This is a genomic window from Thermosynechococcus sp. PP555, assembly GCF_031583225.1.
GTDB lineage: Bacteria > Cyanobacteriota > Cyanobacteriia > Thermosynechococcales > Thermosynechococcaceae > Thermosynechococcus.
Genome location: NZ_CP134168.1, coordinates 918,137 through 935,926 on the forward strand (window position 1 = coordinate 918,137; position 17,790 = coordinate 935,926).

Annotated in this window: 15 protein-coding genes and 2 pseudogenes; 11 read left to right on the forward strand and 6 right to left on the reverse strand. The window is 54.0% G+C overall.

Features of this window, described 5'->3' with window-relative positions:
• Positions 1-47: 47 nt before the first annotated feature.
• From groES to purU, 4 genes are all read left to right on the forward strand, one after another.
• Positions 48-359, forward strand: coding sequence for a co-chaperone GroES (gene groES, locus RHH27_RS04340; protein ID WP_149820030.1), 312 nt, complete (start codon positions 48-50; stop codon positions 357-359).
• Between the two features lie 69 nt (positions 360-428).
• Positions 429-2,066 carry a chaperonin GroEL gene (gene groL / locus RHH27_RS04345; protein ID WP_206201221.1) on the forward strand — a complete coding sequence of 546 codons (1,638 nt, stop codon included), beginning with the start codon at positions 429-431 and terminating at the stop codon, positions 2,064-2,066.
• Between the two features lie 174 nt (positions 2,067-2,240).
• Entirely contained in the window at positions 2,241-5,102 is a 2,862-nt protein-coding gene (gene uvrA, locus RHH27_RS04350) for an excinuclease ABC subunit UvrA (protein WP_302678950.1), read from the forward strand.
• A gap of 43 nt (positions 5,103-5,145) precedes the next feature.
• Positions 5,146-6,021, forward strand: coding sequence for a formyltetrahydrofolate deformylase (gene purU / locus RHH27_RS04355; protein WP_206201223.1), 876 nt, complete (start codon positions 5,146-5,148; stop codon positions 6,019-6,021).
• Positions 6,022-6,028: 7 nt separating this feature from the next.
• On the opposite strand, the gene RHH27_RS04360 is transcribed toward purU, so the two are convergent.
• Both RHH27_RS04360 and RHH27_RS04365 read right to left on the reverse strand, forming a co-directional pair.
• The gene (locus tag RHH27_RS04360; RefSeq protein WP_302678951.1) at positions 6,029-6,247 is read right to left on the reverse strand and encodes a type ISP restriction/modification enzyme; all 219 of its coding nucleotides are present in this window, start codon (positions 6,245-6,247) and stop codon (positions 6,029-6,031) included.
• A 32-nt stretch (positions 6,248-6,279) separates the two neighbouring features.
• A pseudogene (locus tag RHH27_RS04365) lies at positions 6,280-6,826 on the reverse strand (transposase).
• Positions 6,827-6,947: 121 nt separating this feature from the next.
• Here RHH27_RS04365 and RHH27_RS04370 point away from each other — a divergent pair.
• Positions 6,948-7,136: pseudogene (locus RHH27_RS04370) on the forward strand (hypothetical protein); the annotation flags it as partial.
• A gap of 13 nt (positions 7,137-7,149) precedes the next feature.
• Here RHH27_RS04370 and yidD read toward each other — a convergent pair.
• Complete coding sequence (yidD, locus tag RHH27_RS04375; RefSeq protein ID WP_206201226.1) at positions 7,150-7,410, reverse strand: membrane protein insertion efficiency factor YidD; 261 nt, start codon at positions 7,408-7,410, stop codon at positions 7,150-7,152.
• A 36-nt stretch (positions 7,411-7,446) separates the two neighbouring features.
• Positions 7,447-8,232, reverse strand: a complete 786-nt coding sequence (cobM, locus tag RHH27_RS04380) for a precorrin-4 C(11)-methyltransferase (RefSeq protein WP_206201227.1) — start codon at positions 8,230-8,232, stop codon at positions 7,447-7,449.
• A 98-nt stretch (positions 8,233-8,330) separates the two neighbouring features.
• Between cobM and RHH27_RS04385 the strand changes: the two genes are divergently transcribed.
• On the forward strand, positions 8,331-8,930 hold the full coding sequence (locus tag RHH27_RS04385) for a DJ-1/PfpI family protein (RefSeq protein ID WP_302678953.1): 600 nt from the start codon (positions 8,331-8,333) through the stop codon (positions 8,928-8,930).
• A gap of 12 nt (positions 8,931-8,942) precedes the next feature.
• Positions 8,943-9,521: a hypothetical protein gene (locus RHH27_RS04390; RefSeq protein WP_302678954.1), complete on the forward strand. Its 579-nt coding sequence runs from the start codon at positions 8,943-8,945 to the stop codon at positions 9,519-9,521.
• A 33-nt stretch (positions 9,522-9,554) separates the two neighbouring features.
• Here the strand turns inward: RHH27_RS04390 and RHH27_RS04395 are convergent, their stop codons facing one another.
• On the reverse strand, positions 9,555-11,174 hold the full coding sequence (locus RHH27_RS04395; RefSeq protein ID WP_302678955.1) for a hypothetical protein: 1,620 nt from the start codon (positions 11,172-11,174) through the stop codon (positions 9,555-9,557).
• A 418-nt stretch (positions 11,175-11,592) separates the two neighbouring features.
• Between RHH27_RS04395 and RHH27_RS04400 the strand changes: the two genes are divergently transcribed.
• On the forward strand, positions 11,593-13,407 hold the full coding sequence (locus RHH27_RS04400; RefSeq protein WP_302678956.1) for an ABC transporter ATP-binding protein: 1,815 nt from the start codon (positions 11,593-11,595) through the stop codon (positions 13,405-13,407).
• Here the strand turns inward: RHH27_RS04400 and RHH27_RS04405 are convergent.
• Positions 13,391-14,548: an MFS transporter gene (locus RHH27_RS04405; RefSeq protein ID WP_302678957.1), complete on the reverse strand. Its 1,158-nt coding sequence runs from the start codon at positions 14,546-14,548 to the stop codon at positions 13,391-13,393. The two genes, RHH27_RS04400 and RHH27_RS04405, sit on opposite strands and share 17 nt — an antisense overlap.
• 74 nt (positions 14,549-14,622) lie before the next feature.
• Between RHH27_RS04405 and RHH27_RS04410 the strand changes: the two genes are divergently transcribed.
• From RHH27_RS04410 to RHH27_RS04420, 3 genes are all read left to right on the forward strand, one after another.
• On the forward strand, positions 14,623-15,606 hold the full coding sequence (locus RHH27_RS04410; RefSeq protein WP_302678958.1) for an AEC family transporter: 984 nt from the start codon (positions 14,623-14,625) through the stop codon (positions 15,604-15,606).
• An 83-nt stretch (positions 15,607-15,689) separates the two neighbouring features.
• Positions 15,690-17,054: a type IV pilus twitching motility protein PilT gene (locus tag RHH27_RS04415; protein ID WP_302678959.1), complete on the forward strand. Its 1,365-nt coding sequence runs from the start codon at positions 15,690-15,692 to the stop codon at positions 17,052-17,054.
• Positions 17,055-17,058: 4 nt separating this feature from the next.
• Complete coding sequence (locus RHH27_RS04420) at positions 17,059-17,787, forward strand: circadian clock KaiB family protein (protein WP_302678960.1); 729 nt, start codon at positions 17,059-17,061, stop codon at positions 17,785-17,787.
• Positions 17,788-17,790 lie beyond the last annotated feature (3 nt).

Below are 17,790 nucleotides of genomic sequence, written 5' to 3' on the forward strand. Positions count from 1 at the left end.
GTGAGTGCTATCAATCCATACTCTTACAATTGGGAGAACAGTACGCTATGGCAGCCGTATCTCTAAGCGTTTCAACTGTGAAGCCGTTGGGCGATCGCATTTTTGTCAAAGTCAGCGAAAGTGAAGAACGTACCGCAGGGGGCATCCTCCTGCCCGACAATGCCCGTGAAAAACCCCAAGTGGGCGAAGTGACCGCCGTCGGTCCTGGCAAACTCACTGAAGACGGCAAGCGTCAGCCCATGGATGTGAAAGTGGGGGACAAAGTGCTGTACTCCAAATATGCCGGTACTGAAGTGAAACTGGCGGGCGAAGACTACGTTCTCCTCTCGGAAAAAGACATCTTGGCCATTGTTGGCTAAGTCGCTGACACTCCTTACATTTCTGTGCGATTTTTCATCACTGTTGAACGATTGAGGTAGGAAACACCTATGGCGAAGCGCATTATCTACAACGAAAATGCTCGTCGTGCCCTCGAAAAAGGGATGGACATCTTGGCTGAATCCGTGGCCGTGACCCTTGGTCCTAAAGGACGGAACGTAGTTCTGGAGAAAAAATTTGGCGCCCCCCAAATTGTCAACGACGGGGTGACGATCGCCAAGGAAATTGAACTGGAAGATCACATTGAAAATACCGGTGTGGCGCTGATCCGCCAAGCCGCCTCGAAAACCAATGATGCTGCCGGTGACGGTACGACTACGGCAACGGTTCTTGCCCATGCCATGGTGAAAGAGGGGCTGCGCAACGTAGCTGCCGGTGCTAACCCCATTGCCCTGAAACGCGGGATTGACAAAGCCACCCACTTCCTTGTGGAAAAAATTGCTGAACATGCCCGTCCGGTGGAAGATTCCAAAGCCATTGCCCAAGTGGCAGCGATCTCTGCCGGTAACGATGAAGAAGTGGGTCGGATGATTGCCGATGCCATGGACAAGGTGGGCAAAGAAGGCGTGATCTCCCTCGAAGAAGGCAAATCCATGACCACCGAACTCGAGGTCACTGAGGGGATGCGCTTTGACAAGGGCTACATCTCCCCCTACTTTGCCACCGACACCGAGCGCATGGAAGCGGTGCTTGATGAACCCTTCGTGCTGATCACCGACAAGAAAATTACCTTAGTGCAAGATCTGGTGCCGATCCTCGAACAAGTGGCTCGCGCCGGTAAACCGCTGGTGATCATTGCTGAAGACATCGAGAAAGAAGCCTTGGCGACCCTCGTGGTCAACCGTCTGCGCGGTGTCTTGAATGTGGCTGCGGTGAAAGCTCCCGGCTTTGGCGATCGCCGTAAAGCAATGCTCGAAGATATTGCCGTCCTCACAGCGGGTCAAGTGATCACCGAAGATGCCGGTCTGAAGCTGGAAAATACCAAGCTGGATATGCTCGGTAAAGCTCGCCGCATCACCATCACCAAAGATCACACCACGATTGTGGCCGAAGGCAATGAAAAAGCCGTCAAAGCTCGCTGCGAGCAAATCCGTCGCCAAATCGAAGAAACCGACTCCAGCTATGACAAAGAAAAACTGCAGGAGCGGTTGGCCAAACTGGCCGGTGGTGTGGCAGTGATTAAAGTCGGTGCTGCCACTGAAACCGAAATGAAAGATCGCAAACTCCGTCTGGAAGATGCGATTAACGCCACCAAAGCCGCTGTTGAAGAGGGGATCGTTCCCGGTGGCGGTACCACCTTGGTGCACTTGGCGCCTGAGTTGAGCAACTGGGCGGCTGAGCACCTGACGGGTGAAGAACTGATTGGTGCCAACATTGTTGAGCGTGCCCTTAGCGCTCCCCTGCGTCGCATCGCTGAAAACGCGGGTCAAAACGGTGCCATCATTGTCGAACGGGTCAAAGAAAAACCCTTCGATGTGGGTTATGATGCCGCCAAAGATGAATATGTCAACATGTTCGATGCTGGTATCGTTGACCCTGCCAAAGTCACCCGCTCGGCTCTGCAAAATGCGGCCTCTATTGCCGGTATGGTGCTGACCACCGAGTGCATCATCGTTGACAAACCCGAACCCAAGGACAACAATCCTGCGGGTGCCAGTGCCGGCATGGGCGGTGACTTCGACTACTAAGCCCAACCCGTCGGTGAATCCCTGAAACTCACTGGGTTCAGCGCAAGTAACCTAAGTCACACTCACAGCGGGGAAACCACACCCCGCTTTTTTATTGGATGGTGCCAAACGGGTCTGGCCGCGTTGCTATAATAACCCTCAATGTAACGTTTTTTAACATTCGCAGTTTGCAGCATGGGCGATCCAGTGCCTACGGGTGAAATTCGGGTTCGGGGTGCACGGCAGCATAATCTGAAAAACATTGACCTCGATCTGCCCCGCGATCGCCTGATTGTGATGACAGGGGTTTCTGGTTCCGGTAAGTCCTCTCTGGCCTTTGACACGATTTTTGCTGAAGGGCAACGCCGCTATGTGGAGTCGCTGAGTGCCTATGCACGGCAATTCCTCGGTCAGTTGGATAAGCCGGATGTGGATGCCATTGAGGGGCTGAGTCCAGCGATTTCCATTGATCAAAAGTCCACTTCCCACAATCCTCGCTCGACGGTGGGCACGGTGACGGAAATCTATGATTACCTGCGGCTGCTCTATGGCCGTGCGGGTGAACCCCATTGCCCCCATTGCGATCGCTCGATTCGCCCCCAAACCATTGATGAAATGGTGGATCAGGTGATGCAGTTGCCCCCTCAGACGCGCTTTCAAGTTCTAGCTCCTATTGTCAAGGGGAAAAAGGGCACGCATAAAAAACTGCTGTCGAGTCTTGCTAGTGAAGGTTTTGTGCGGGTTCGCATTAATGGCGAGGTGCGCGACCTCAGTGATGCCATTGAACTGGATAAAAACCATGCCCACACGATTGAAATTGTTGTCGATCGCCTTGTGCTCAAACCTGGCATTGAAGAACGCTTAGCGGACTCGCTGCGAACGGCGTTGCACCATGCCAATGGTACGGCAATGGTCAGTGTGGTACCCCGCGAGGGTGAGGCTGAGGGTCAAACGCTCCTATTTTCCGAAAATTTTGCCTGTCCGGAGCATGGGGCCGTGATGGATGAGCTATCGCCGCGGCTGTTTTCGTTTAACTCCCCCTACGGTGCCTGTCCAGAGTGTCATGGCTTGGGCTATTTGCGCAAATTTAGTCCGGAGTTGATTGTCCCCAATCCTGAACTACCGGTCTATCTGGCGATCGCCCCCTGGGCCGAGAAAGAACACGACTACTACCTTGCTCTCCTCTGTGGCATTGCTGAGGCCTTTGGCTTTGACATCAATACACCGTGGTACCGCCTCACGGAGTTGCAACGGGAAATTATCCTCTACGGCACCGATACCCCAATTCTCATCCCCGCCGATTCCCGCTATCGCAAACGGGACTATTACCGCCAATTCCAAGGGGTGATCCCAATTCTAGAGCGGCAGTACCGCGAGACCACCTCCGAAGCCTACAAGCAAAAATTGGAAGAGTACCAAGTCAATCAAACCTGCCCCGCCTGTGGTGGTCAACGCCTAAAACCCGCCGCCCTAGCAGTGCGCTTGGGGCAATATCGCCTCACGGATCTCACCAGTGTCTCGATTCGTGAGTGTTTAGCACGGCTGCGATCGCTCCAACTGAGTGCCCGCCAACAGCAGATTGCGGAGCTGGCTCTGCGGGAAGTGACCGCGCGATTACAGTTTCTCGTGGATGTGGGGCTAGATTACCTGACGCTGGATCGCAGTGCGGCCACCCTCTCTGGTGGTGAAGCCCAACGCATTCGCTTGGCCACTCAAATTGGCTCTGGCCTGACGGGAGTGCTCTATGTCCTCGATGAACCCAGTATTGGCTTGCATCAGCGGGATAATGATCGCCTCCTGCAAACACTGTTTCGCCTGCGGGACTTGGGGAATACGCTGATTGTGGTTGAACACGATGAGGACACGATCCGCGCTGCCGATCACATTGTTGATATTGGCCCAGGGGCGGGGATCTACGGCGGCCAGATTGTGGCTCAAGGCAGCCTAGAGGCGATTCTCAATCATCCCGACTCCCTGACGGGGGCTTATCTGTCGGGGCGCAAGCGCATTGAAACCCCCAGCGATCGCCGGCCGGGGAATGGTCAATCCCTGATTCTCAAACAGGTATCTCGCAATAATCTCAAGAACATCACCGTAGAAATTCCCCTCGGTAAGCTGGTGTGTCTGACGGGGGTATCGGGGTCGGGGAAATCCACCCTCATGCACGAAGTCCTCTATCCTGCCCTGCAGCACCATCTCGGTCACAGTGTGCCGCTCCCCAAGGGAGTTGGCGAGATTGAAGGCTTAAATGCCATTGACAAGGTGATTGTCATTGACCAGTCTCCCATTGGTCGTACCCCCCGCTCGAACCCTGCCACCTACATTGGGGTGTTTGATGTTATCCGTGAGGTCTTTAGCCAAACCGTGGAGGCCAAGGCACGGGGCTATAAACCAGGGCAATTTTCCTTCAATATCAAGGGCGGACGCTGTGAAGCCTGCGCTGGCCAAGGGGTGAATGTGATTGAGATGAACTTTTTGCCCGATGTCTATGTGCAGTGTGAAGTGTGCAAGGGGGCACGCTACAATCGCGATACCCTGCAAGTGAAGTACAAAGGCTGCTCGATCGCCGACGTTTTGGATATGACCGCCGAGACGGCACTGGCCTTTTTTGAAAATATCCCCAAGGCAGTGAGCAAGCTGCAAACCCTCGTGGATGTGGGCTTGGGCTATCTCAAACTAGGGCAAACGGCACCGACCCTCTCTGGGGGCGAAGCCCAACGCCTCAAATTGGCTTCTGAACTGTCGCGGCGTGCCACGGGCAAAACGCTCTACCTCATTGATGAACCCACCACGGGGCTGTCTTTTTACGATGTGCATAAACTCCTCGATGTATTGCAGCGTCTTGTGGACAAGGGCAACTCGATTTTGGTGATTGAGCACAATCTGGATGTGATTCGCTGTGCCGATTGGATTATTGACCTTGGACCAGAGGGGGGCGATCGCGGCGGAGAGGTGGTTGCCGTCGGCACCCCTGAAGCGGTGGCACTGGTGCCCCAATCCTACACAGGGCAGTACCTCGCCAAGGTGTTAAATCGCGCCGCCAGTCCTCAGCAGTAGTAGAATACAGGTTGCTCTGCCTTGCTTTATTCCCTTTATTCCTATGTCCATGCCCACCATGACCCTCTGCATTTCCTGTCCTGATCAGCGGGGGTTAGTGGCCAAATTGGCGCAGTTTGTCTATCGCTACAACGGTAACATTGTTCATGCTGATCACCACACGGATGCTGTCGCGGGCATTTTTCTCTCCCGCCTCGAGTGGGAACTAGAGGGCTTTGAAATCCCCCGCGATCAGATTGCTGCCACATTTATCAACTATGCACAGCGGGAAAAAGTCTTTGCCAGTTGGCAAGGGGTGCGCTGGCAGTTGCGGGCGTCGGATATTCCCTATCGCTTGGCCATTTGGGTGAGCCGCCAAGATCATTGCCTGTGGGATTTGCTGCTGCGGCAGCGAGCGGGGGATCTCTTTGCGGAAATTCCCCTGATTATCAGTAACCATGAGCATTTACGTCCCATTGCCGAACAGTTTGGCATTGACTTTCACTATATCCCCGTGACACCAGAGACCAAGCCCCTTGCCGAAGCCAAGCAGCTGCAACTGCTCAAGGACTACAACATCGATCTGGTGGTGCTGGCCAAGTATATGCAGGTACTCAGTCCAGAATTTATTGAGGCCTTTCCCCAAGTGATCAACATTCACCATTCATTTTTGCCTGCCTTTGCGGGGGCGAATCCCTACCACCGTGCCTATGAGCGGGGGGTAAAAATCATTGGTGCCACGGCCCACTATGCTACAGCGGATTTGGATGAAGGACCGATTATTGAGCAGGCAGTTGTGCACATTAGCCATCGCGATACGGTGGCAGATCTGATTCGCAAGGGCAAGGATTTAGAACGGGTGGTCTTGGCACGGGCAGTACGGCTGCATTTGCAGAACCGCATTCTCGTGTATGGCAATCGCACGGCAGTCTTTGCCTAGGCGCTAATCAGGGGGCAGTTGCCTTTTTGCTGAGGAGCTTGAACTTTGAAAGCTGTTGGACAATCTGGAGCGTTTCGACGCTCACTCGCACCACGCGCTTCAGTAAGTCAATAATGTAGCGGGGATCTGCTGACCAGTCGTTGGGGTCATTGCGAATTTGGCTGTCTTTATCCACAGTGACTTGATAGCGATCCATCACCCACTCGATGGCAGGCTTGCCATTCACCACATATAGCTATTCCAATAAGGAATGAGATATCATCCAGCACAATACTTGCGAATCACTTCATCAATCGAACTGTTTGACCCTGCATACATCCGCGCTCGCTTCAGCGCACTGAAGTCGTGCTCAATCACATTCAAATCAGGAGAGTATTTCGGTAAAAATAACACCTCGTGACCCGCCGCTTTCACCACTGCCTGAATCGCCCCTTTTGGATGAATCGGTGCATTATCCATCATCAACAACGACGGTCTCTTTAACGCCGGCAAACAGTACTGACTCAGCCAGCTCACAAACCCTAACGCATTCAAGTATCCGCAAAACAGCATTGGGGCGATGAAGTCTTTCTGGTGTCTATACCGTCCTGCGACTCAACTCTCTCTTTTCTGACGCTTCCCCGCTCGCTCTCCATCAATCGGGATGGGCAGCAACATCGGCTGCTAAAGACGCCCAATCCAGTTTCCAAGGACGACGGGGGACAACCGTGGGGGCTGAGTCCTCTCGCTTCAGCCAGCGATGGATAGTGGCGCGGCTCACCTGGAAGATTTGAGTTGCTTCACTGATTTTGCCACCTTGCTGGATGTAGGAGACAACCCGCTCTCGTCAGTTCAAGCCATAGCTCATATTCTTGAGTAACATTCATGACGCTTTGAGTATAGCCTATCCCTCTTGAAAATATCTCATTCTTTTTCGAAATAGCTATAAATCTTCAATTGACAAGGCAGGGATGTATATCTTTGATCGCAAGGTGAATTTTTATGCACGTCACCCCCAACGCCAAATTGACCGTAAAATCGTGATTTCGCCAATGGTAGAGGATCGGGCACGACCAGTTGCCGCAGCATTGGGAATAGAAATTTATCGCTATGCCGATGCCGTAGAGGGTCGATAGGCTCTCCCGGACACTAACAAGGGGAAGAGGGGGGCACAGAGTCATCGTGGGGATCGGGTACAGGGTCATAGCCGCCGGCGGCAAAGGGATGGCAGCGCAAAATACGACGAATAGCTAAATAGGTTCCCTTGACTGCTCCAAATCGGGCGATCGCCTCAATCGCATAGACAGAACAAGTGGGCCTATAGCGACAGGTGGGCAAAAATAAGGGCGAAATCCAATGCTGATAAGCGCGAATCAAAAAGATCAGTGCTTTGCTTAGCCAGTTGTCCACAGCCTTTGCCTACAAGGTATCCCAATTATACGCAGGTTAATGGGGGCGAAATAGATGGTGATGTTCTGGACTATAGAGGCAGGAGCGCAATGAGCCATGGCCTTGATGTTGTACTGCCAGTGCTGGACTGATCAGGTAAAGGGTGGTGCGCGTCAAGCGCTGCTGCTGACTAAACGCCGCCATTTCAGCCAAGGGAACCAGCCACAACTGCTCATCGGGCCATCCCAAGCGGTAGCCCACAGCAACTGGGGTTTCGGGTGGATAGTGCTGAAGCAAATCTCGCTGGGCACGGTGGACACAATTCGCACTCAGGTAGAGGCAAAGGCTGGCTTTGTGGGCGGCTAGACTGGCCAATTCTTCTGTTGGTGGGACGCGTGTACGGCCACTGGCACGGGTGAGGATAATTGTCTGTACCAATTCGGGTAGGGTGAGTTCGGCATTGAGGCGGGCGGCGGCCAATTGATAGGCACTGATGCCGGGGACAACTTCAACGGTAATGCCTGCTTCGGTGAGGCGGGCAATCTGCTCGTGAATGGCACTGTAGAGGCTCGGATCTCCCGATTGCAACCGTACCACTTTTTTACCCGCTTGGACTGCTTCAACCATCAGCGGAATCATTTCTTCAAGAGTCATTGCGGCTGTGGGAATACAGGTGGCACTCGGCGGTGCAAACTGCAAAATCCCCGTCGGCACAAGAGAATCGGCATAGAAAATCACATCGGCCTCTTGGATCAGCCGTTGTCCCTTGAGGGTGAGTAATTCTGGATCACCGGGGCCAGCACCCACAAAGTAAACCCCAGCCGAGGTCTGTCTTTTTAGCACTACACTGCACCTGATTATTCCCCTTACTAAGATTAACTTTTGCCGGTAACACAAGTTATGTCAGGATCAAGACAGGTCAGTTTAAGAGGCAGCGAATCATGAGCGGCAAACGGATTCTCATGCTTGTGGGTGACTATGTGGAAGATTACGAAGTGATGGTGCCGTTCCAAGCCCTCCAAATGGTGGGTCATACCGTGCATGCTGTCTGCCCTGATAAAGTCGCTGGGGACATTGTTCGCACGGCAGTTCACGATTTTGAGGGGGATCAAACCTATAGTGAAAAGCGGGGACATAACTTTACCCTCAATGCCACTTTTGCAGAGATTGACCCCGTTACCTACGATGCACTAGTGGTGCCGGGGGGTCGTGCCCCAGAGTATTTGCGCCTCAATCCACGGGTCCTGGAAATCACCAAGCACTTTGGCGAGACCCAAAAACCGATTGCAGCCATTTGTCACGGCCTCCAACTGTTGGCGGCAGCAGGCGTTCTTGCGGGCAAAACCTGTACGGCCTATCCGGCCTGTGGCCCTGAGGTCGTGAGTGCTGGGGGTAACTTTACCAGTGTGGCAGTGGATGCAGTCGTAGTGGATGGCAATCTGGTCACGGCGCCCGCTTGGCCTGCCCATCCCCAGTGGTTGGCGGCATTTTTAGAGATTTTGGGAACAACGATTAGCCACCAACCCTTGGCAGCAGTGTAGGATCACCGTGGCATGGCGATCGCCCTCAGCCAAATTGCCCAATATCTCCAACGGCACCAACTGAACTATCGGTTGAATGCGGCCAACCACCAAATTATTACGGGCGTCAACGGTGATCACCTTGAGCGATTTATCGTCGTCATTGAGCTAGATGAGGGAGGCGAGTTTTTTAAGCTCTATGCCCCCAATCTTTTGCCGGGGATTAAAACCCACCAGTTTCGTGATGCCATTTTGCAAACGCTACTGTGCATTTCGTGGCAGACAAAAATGTTGCAGTGGGAGTACGACCCCAATGAGGGTGAAGTGCGTGCCATGATTGAATTCCCCATTGAGGACAGCACCCTCACCGAACGGCAATTTTTTCGCTGCTTGGGGGCACTCGTGGAAATCGTTGACAATACAGTGCCGCGACTGCGAGAGTTGGTTGAACACGAGCCTCCGCCGCTCGACGCGGATCTGGCCATGGGCGAACGCCTATTGCTGACGATTCAGGAAGAAGCACCGGGGCTATTGGATCTCATTGCCCAAGCTCTTGAAGCCCGTCGCCAACGGGGTCGGGTCAGTTTGAATTTAGAGAATTTAGACACCTAAGTCAGACATCTAGAGTTCTGTTTAGATTCAGATTCAAGACGAGGGGGGTGCAGGGGGCGTTTGCCGCGCGTAGAAGCGGCCATTCTTCATTTCAATCAACCCTTGACACTTTTCACAACTAAAGCGCCACAGCTTACCGACCGGAACTTTCAGCGGGTGATGACAATGGGGACACTCGCCACTCCATACCTCCTCATCCCCAAGCATCCACATACTGCCCACGACCATCGGCAGACCGATGATGGTTCCTAATCCCGTGGCACAAAAGCCCAGACCCATGACTATGCCGGCAAGACCTGCCACCTTTGATTGATGATCGCGGGGGACTTTTTCAATGGTGGGAATGGTGTAAATCTCGGATTCAGAGGGGGGCTGGGGGGGTTCTGTGGCGGTTTCAGGGGGTGGTGGGGGTTCTTGTGTCTTATCTGCCTGAACCTGTGGCCCAGGCTCGGCCTCTAACCAAGGATCCCGTAGGGGAGGATAGTTGGCGGCTTCTTGGTGTTGGGGAAGGGCAGAAGATTCTGAAGGAACTGGGGGTGCAGTGGGCAACATGTCTGAGACTGCCCAAGGATCCTCAACAACAGAGGCAGCGTCTGGGGCGATCGCCCCCTCAGGCGAGGATTCAGCTTCAGCCGTCATCTCAGGGGTTATCGCGGTGGGTGGGCTAACCTCAGCTTCTAGGGCGGCAATATCCTCAGTCGTCGGTTCAGGGAAGTCGTATGCTTCAAGGGTCGGTTGCTCTAGGGTAGCTTCAGAGAGTTCGGGTGCTGGTTCAGGGATCTCAGCAATACTGTCTTGGGCTTCTGGTGTTGCAATGCTCTCTTCTATGGACTCAGAAGCTTCTGGAGGTGGTTCAGCAGCGACTTCGAGGACTGGCAATTCCCATTCCCCTGAGAACCCCCCAACGGTACTGGCTTCAATGTGTTCTTCTTGCAGCGAGGGCGACTCAGATGGAGATTCTTCACGGTCAGTATTGGGTTCTGGTGAGGGTGGGTTGGGGTCAAAGGCGGCAGCTAAATCTGCCAAACTAATGTCCTCATCAGGATCGATTTCTGGAATCTCATCTAGGAAACGCTCTTGCGGCTCACTGATGGGTTCTGCCCCTGTTCCATTCTCAGTGACTTGCTCTAGGGGAGGAGCTACATCCCCATATTCAGGTGTGCTCTCTACTGGAATCGGGTGTTCCTTCTCTTCGGGCGATCGCGCCACAGCATCCTGACTTTCAGATGTGGCAGGTACCTCGGAGGTCATAAAAGCAGACATTAAATCCAGCAGCGTGGGTTCAGGGGAGGGTGGCTCAGTCGCTGCCGTTTCGGTGCCCCATGGATCCTCGACCACGTCTCGATGGGGTTGGGTGGGTGGCAGGACTTGGAGCTGAAAATGACTTTCCCAGAGAGGGACGCCCAACACCCGTGACTCAATGAAAACCCGTTGAATCTCTGGCAAGTGCAATTTTTCTAAGGCAGTGCGGATCAAGGTTACGGCTGCCCCCTGATTGAGTATTTTTTCTGAATGCAGCGTGATCATTAACTCCTCGGCCTGACGTACCACAGTGGCCTTTACCCGCTTTGGCAGGAGGACAGCATTCAGCAGCGTACCAATGGCACGGGGGTCGCCCTGCCGCGCAATATCCAGCAAACGGGAATCACTCATAAACCGATCAATAGAATGGAACGGGGTGCCGCTAGTTCTAGCCTACTGCGATTTCAAAAGAGTGATAGGAAGCGGGTGGCGATCGCTTGACTATCCTACGTATCAACGACCAAGCTAACCTACACCCTAAGTTTAGAGCGGTTGAGAAGCTTGGAAAAAATCCCTTCGGCATCAAGGACATCCATACCATTTTCTGAAGCGGCGGCTACAGGATCCTTGATTTGTGCGTTACCCTTTCGGCGTAACTTACCTTTTCGGGGATTTCAGTGGGGCTATGCGGGGGATTAATAGCCCGAACTACCTTTAGTGTAGCTAAGGGATGGCCAGATGACAACTCCCTAAAGCGTGTAAATTGTTACAAACAATTACAAGCACCCACTAGACTGGGAAAAAGGATGTTCACAAATTTCAGCAGGGCATGACAGCGGCAACACGCTCCACGGATTGGCAACTTTTGCAACGACTGATTCCTTACCTCAAGCCCTATCGCTGGGGACTGGTGGGAAGTGGCTTGCTCTTGATTCCCTTGGCGGCAGCAGCAGCATTACAACCGATCATCATTGGTCAGGCGATCGCCTTCCTCAAAGGCGAAGAGAGTACCTATAGCTTTTTGAAACCTTTGACCCTGACCCAAGGGATTGATCTACTGAGCATTGCACTGCTGATTACCGTGGTGCTGCGCTTTGGGGTGCAGGCGGTGCAGGGGTACTGGATTCAAAAAATTGGCCAAAACATTACTGCCGATATTCGCCATGACTTATTTGACCACGTGCTCCGGTTATCGTCGCGCTTTTTTGACCGCACCCCCGTCGGTAAGCTCATTACCCGCTTGACCAGTGATGTGGATGCTCTGGGGGATGTGTTTGCCACTGGCGCCGTGGGGGTTCTCAGCGATGTCTTCTCAATGCTGGTGGTCATCCTGACAATGTTTTTCATTGACCGCCTCCTAGCAACACTGCTGCTGGCCTTGGTACTGCCGATCACTGCCCTGATTATCTATTTTCAACATCGCTACCGCGTGGCCAACTACAAATCCCGCGAGGAGCTGTCGCTACTGAATGCCGATCTTCAGGAAAACATCGTTGGCATTACCGTGGTGCAACTGTTTCGCCGTGAGGCCTTTAATAGCCAACTGTTTCGGCGGCGCAATCAACGCTACATCAAAGAGGTGGATCGGACGATTTTCTACGATTCGGCAGTATCAGCAACGTTGGAGTGGATTGCCTTTGTGGCGATCGCGGGGGTTCTCTGGCTGGGCGGTGCCTTGGTGGAGCAGCGCACGATTGACTTTGGCACTTTGGCCACGTTTATTCTCTTTTCCCAGCGCGTTTTTGATCCGCTGCGGCAGTTGGCGGAGAAATTTACCACGGTGCAAGCGGGCTTAACCGCCATTGAGCGCATCCATGATCTGCTCTCAGAACCGATTGAAATTCAGGATCCCGATCGCACCTTTTTGCGTTTGCCCAAGCCAGAAAATACAGCCGCTGCCGTTGAGTTTCGCGATGTCTGGCTGGCCTACAAAGACGATGACTACGTCCTCAAGCAACTTTCCTTTCAGATCCATGCTGGCGAAAAGGTGGCGATTGTTGGTCCTACGGGTGCAGGTAAAAGTTCAATTATTCGCTTGCTTTGTCGCCTCTATGATCCAACGCGCGGTGAAGTCCTTGTTAGTGGTCGCAATGTCCGCGACTTTACCCAAGCAGAACTGCGGCAGCACATTGGCGTGATTTTGCAGGATAGCTTTCTCTTTTCAGGGGATGTGAAAAGCAACATTGCCCTCGGTGACAACTACACCCTTGCCGAAATTCAGCGGGTGGCCGCCGAAATGAACATTGCCGACTTCATTGAGCAGTTGCCCCAAGGCTATGACACTCCCCTGCGGCAGCGGGGCACGAATCTATCAGCGGGGCAGCGACAACTTTTAGCCTTTGCGCGGGTAGCGATTCGCAATCCAGAAATCCTTGTCCTTGATGAGGCAACCGCCAATTTGGATGTGGGTACAGAGGTAATGATTCAGGAGGCCTTGAACCGCCTGTTGGTGAATCGAACCGCCATTATGATTGCCCACCGCCTAGCCACGATTCGCCATGTGGATCGCATTTTTGTGCTCAAACGGGGACAACTGGTGGAGCAGGGCACCCACAGTGAACTCTTGGCCCGCAATGGGGTGTATGCCCATCTCTACCGGTTACAGGCGCTTGCCGAAGAAGCAGCCCCTACCCAGGACGCCTGATCCTAATCCACAACAGCAGTGGCAGCCCTAGCAGTTGTAGCACTACCGACACCAATACCAACAGCCCCAAGGAGCGATCGTAGAGCACTCCCATGAGGAAACTGCCGAGAAACCACGCTAAGCCATAGCCAGTGCTAAAGATGCCATAGGCTGACCCCCGCCGCTCTGGGGGGACGAGGTTGGCGACGATCGCCCGCACAATGGATTCTTGGGCACCCATGCCAATACCCCACAGCACCATGCCCCAAATCACCGCAGAACTGAGGAAGACCAAGGGAGCAAAGCCTACCGACAGCACAACCGCAAGGATCAAGGCCATGATGCCAATGCGATCCAGTAAGTACCCAAAGAGCAGCGCAGCCACGGCATCAACCCCCATCGCCAAGGCGTAGAGCAGCGGGATTTGGCTCGTTTGCAGACTGTCTCCCTGCTGTAAATGAAAAGCAATCAAGGGGAAATCCACATAACCGGCGCCCAGAAAGGCCACGGCCAATAGATAAATCCAAAACAGTGTTGGTAGTCTTTTGGTATTCAGATCCTGCACCACCGTTTCAAAGTCCCGTGGCTCTGGGTACCGCCGCTGCGTCACCAATAAAACGACTAGCCCCATCAGGGCAGGGATGGCGAGGACGGCAAAACTCCATTGATAGTGCTGGGTGCGGGCAAAGACGCCGGCCACCATCAGCGGCCCAACAACGGCACCAATTTGATCCATCGCCTCATGGAGACCAAAGCCAAAGCCGCGACCCACTTGGCGAGCACCGTAGGAGAGCAACACATCGCGGGGGGGTGTACGAATCGCTTTACCGGTGCGCTCAGCAATCATGAATCCCGCTAGGACTTCCCAACGATGGGTCAAGGCCATGAGGGGCACAGCTAAGGTATTGATGGCATAACCAAGGGTGGTAATGCGCCAATAGGCACGGGTACGATCGCTGAGATAGCCAATCCCAAGGCGTAGACCATAGCCGATGAATTCCCCCAAACCCGCTACGAGGCCGACAACGGTACCACTGGCACCCAATACTCCTAAATAGACCCCCGTAAGACTGCGGGCGCCTTCATAGGTGGCGTCGGCACAGAGGGAAACCACCCCTAGGAGCACGACAAACCTGAGGGCGGAGCCTTTTTGGCAAACCATGACTCAACTCCTGTATTTAGGAATTTAGGAATGTCCACAGTATATTGAGTGGAGAATCGTTAAGGGCGATCGCGATGGTGGGTGCACTCAGCGCAGCTAGTCCCTTAGTCATTTGGACAAGTCTGGGGTTCATCTGTGGCCGTTGGTTGCCAGCAGTGATTCCCCAATGGTTGGGGCGCAGCCTCTATTGGGTCGGGGTACCCATTCAAATTTTTGCTTTGGTGCGGCAAACCAACTTCGCGGGGTTAATTTGGTTGGCACCGCTGCTGGCCTTTGTGGCGCTCATTGTCGGCTATACCCTTGCCCAAGGCCTTTACTATTGGCAGCAACGCTACTTTCAGCCCCAATGGCTCCACTATACTCCTCCCTTCCTGACAAGTACAGTTCCCGAAGGAGAAAGTCGCCGCTTTCAGGGGAGCTATCTGATTGCCAGCATTCTCGGCAATACGGGCTTTGTCGGTTTGGGGGTCACGATTCCTCTCCTGAGTGCCACGGCATTGCCCTGGGCGGCCTTCTATGCCATTACCCAAAATGCCCTCGGCACCTATGGATTGGGTTCATTTCTCGGTCAGTACTACGGTAAGGGCAATGATCAACCTTGGTGGCGCGCCTTGGCGGTGATTCCAACCGTGCCGACCCTTTGGGCCTCCATGGCCGGCTTTGCGACCCATGATCTTTCCTTTCCCGAGGCGATTGAAAAGTTGTGTGAGATGGATATTCACTTGGTGATTCCCTTTGCCTTTGTCCTCACTGGAATTCGTTTGAGTCGGCTCCCCGGCTGGCAAAGTTTTCGTATGGGGTTGCTGCCTATGTTAGTGAAGACGTTGTTGCTGCCATTGACGATGATGGCGATCGCCTATGGTTTGGGCTTGCGGGGCGATACGTTGCTGGCGATCGCGATTATGACTGGTACGCCCACCGCCTTTGCCGCGCTAATTTTGGCAGAGGAATACGAACTCAATACCGAACTGCCACCGGCGGTGATTGCTCTGAGTACCCTGAGCTTTGTGGCGGTGTTACCGCTGTGGGTGTTCCTGTGCCGCCAAGTTTTAACATAACGCTAACGACTGCTCTCCTTTTCCAAGAACAGTGGCACACTGAAAATACCTGATCCATTGCTAGCCCTCTCACGAGTTTCCCTATGACGAATCCCCAAAGTCCTCCTCCTCCACCGCCACGTGTTCCCAATTCACCCCCGATGCCACCCCCCCGGCCGCCAATGGGGGCGGGTGTTCCGCCGCTGCCTCCCCAACCGGGAATGGCGCCTCCCCGTCCTGCTGCCCCCCCACCGCCTCCCCAAGGGATGCCCCCACAGCCCGGCATGCCGCCTCGACCCATGCCACCACAACCGGGGATGCCGCCACGACCAATGCCGCCGCAGCCGGGAATGCCCCAACAGGCAGTACCGACCCAACCGATGCCCACACCAGCCGCGCGGATCTCTGGCCCGACAATGGAACAACTGGTGCGGGAGGCTTTTGAGCACGGCTATTCCGATATTCATGTTGGGGTTGGCGAAGCGCCGCGCTTTCGCGATCGCGGACGTTTAGAAATTACCAACTATCCCGTTACTGATGAGGAAACCTTTAACTACTGGCTGAATGAACTGCTGACCCCCCAACAAATTGAGCAGTTTCGCACCCACCTTGAATACGATGGTGCCTATCAGTACGAAGGGCTATGCCGTGTGCGGATCAACATCTTTGTCGCCCTCAAAGGCCCCGCCATGGTGCTGCGCTTGATTCCGGTGAAGATTCTGACCCTAGAGCAATTGAATTTGCCGCCGGTCTTCAAGGATCTCTGCCACTACCACAAGGGTCTGATTCTGGTGACAGGGCCAACGGGTTCTGGGAAATCCACCACCCTTGCGGCAATGGTGGACTATATCAATACCGAAATGCCGAAGCACATTATCTCCATTGAAGACCCGATTGAGTTTGTGCACCAAAGTCGCCGTGCCCTGATCCGCCAGCGGGAGGTGGGTATCCATACACTGAAGTTTGACAATGCTCTGAAGGCGTCGTTGCGGGAAGACCCCGATATTATTCTGATTGGGGAGATGCGCGATCGCGAGACAGTGAATACAGCCCTAAAAGCAGCGCAAACGGGTCACTTGGTCTTTGGTACGTTGCACACCAACAGTGCCGTGAAAACGATTGAGCGGATCCTCAACCTCTACAACCCCGATGAACAAGGACCGATGCGGATGCAGGTGGCGGAGTCGCTGGTGGCAGTCATTGCCCAAGCCCTTGTGCGTACGACGGATGGTAAGCGGGCAGCGATTCACGAGATCATGATCAACACCGATGCCATCAAGGACTACATTTTGCGGGGTGAAGTGGAGGAAATTGAGGCGATTATTCCGCAGTGTCGGTATGACGGCATGTGCACGATGAACCAATGCCTCTACGAACTCTATGAGGCGGGGCGCATTGATGAGGAAACCGCCATCGAAAACTCCCCCAAACCCAACGAAATGGCGCAAATTCTACGGGGTCGTGTCTAGGGCAATGGTTGGCCTCAAGCCTGTCTTATACAAGGGGTTGGCCCTCTTTACACCGGGGGAGGATGTGGTCTTTTGCCGTGACCCATCAAAACAGGGGCATTGGCATCAGTCGCTTTGTCAAGCCCTGCAACAACTGTTGGATTTGGAGGAGCCGCCCCTTTTTCTATCCCCCTGCTACACAGCGGCGGTAGATTACTGGTTTGATGAGGAGCAGCAATGCCTGCGAGTGGCGGCGGAGGTCTATCCCTTGGCATGGCCCCATCGTCCCCTATTGAATGCCCTCTTTGCCCCTGCTCATCAGCCCACATTGCCGTGGCAGTTGGTACAGGATCCGCAGCATCCCTGCGATGTCCAAGCCCTAGAGGCCTACCGCAGCAGCTTTCCCCAACTGTGGGAGCAGCACCAACTGATCTATGATTTGCAGGAAGCCACCCCCCTGAGCAGTTTTGCACCGCGTCCTTCGGAACCCGATCGCTATGTCTTTCGCCTCTATGTGCGTGGAGAAACCCATGCCACGGAAGTTGCCCTGAAGAATCTCCATGACTTGCTGAGTCGCTTCCTCAAGGTGCCCTATACGCTCAAAGTGGTGGATGTCACCAAGCAACCCGATCTGGCGGAGGAGGATCAAGTGCAGGCCACGCCAACCTTAGTGCGGGTCTATCCCCAGCCGGTGCGCCGCCTTGTGGGACACTTGGATAATCGCGATCGCCTGCAACGTTTATTAAGCCCTTAGACC

Coding starts and splice junctions, on each gene's coding strand:
- RHH27_RS04400 (WP_302678956.1), top strand. CDS start 11,593: ATGACAGCGGCAACACGCTCCACGGATTGGCAACTTTTGCAACGACTG.
- groL (WP_206201221.1), top strand. CDS start 429: ATGGCGAAGCGCATTATCTACAACGAAAATGCTCGTCGTGCCCTCGAA.
- RHH27_RS04405 (WP_302678957.1), bottom strand. CDS start 14,548: ATGGTTTGCCAAAAAGGCTCCGCCCTCAGGTTTGTCGTGCTCCTAGGG.
- RHH27_RS04420 (WP_302678960.1), top strand. CDS start 17,059: ATGGTTGGCCTCAAGCCTGTCTTATACAAGGGGTTGGCCCTCTTTACA.
- RHH27_RS04415 (WP_302678959.1), top strand. CDS start 15,690: ATGACGAATCCCCAAAGTCCTCCTCCTCCACCGCCACGTGTTCCCAAT.
- RHH27_RS04385 (WP_302678953.1), top strand. CDS start 8,331: ATGAGCGGCAAACGGATTCTCATGCTTGTGGGTGACTATGTGGAAGAT.
- RHH27_RS04390 (WP_302678954.1), top strand. CDS start 8,943: ATGGCGATCGCCCTCAGCCAAATTGCCCAATATCTCCAACGGCACCAA.
- groES (WP_149820030.1), top strand. CDS start 48: ATGGCAGCCGTATCTCTAAGCGTTTCAACTGTGAAGCCGTTGGGCGAT.
- purU (WP_206201223.1), top strand. CDS start 5,146: ATGTCCATGCCCACCATGACCCTCTGCATTTCCTGTCCTGATCAGCGG.
- RHH27_RS04395 (WP_302678955.1), bottom strand. CDS start 11,174: ATGAGTGATTCCCGTTTGCTGGATATTGCGCGGCAGGGCGACCCCCGT.
- uvrA (WP_302678950.1), top strand. CDS start 2,241: ATGGGCGATCCAGTGCCTACGGGTGAAATTCGGGTTCGGGGTGCACGG.
- RHH27_RS04410 (WP_302678958.1), top strand. CDS start 14,623: ATGGTGGGTGCACTCAGCGCAGCTAGTCCCTTAGTCATTTGGACAAGT.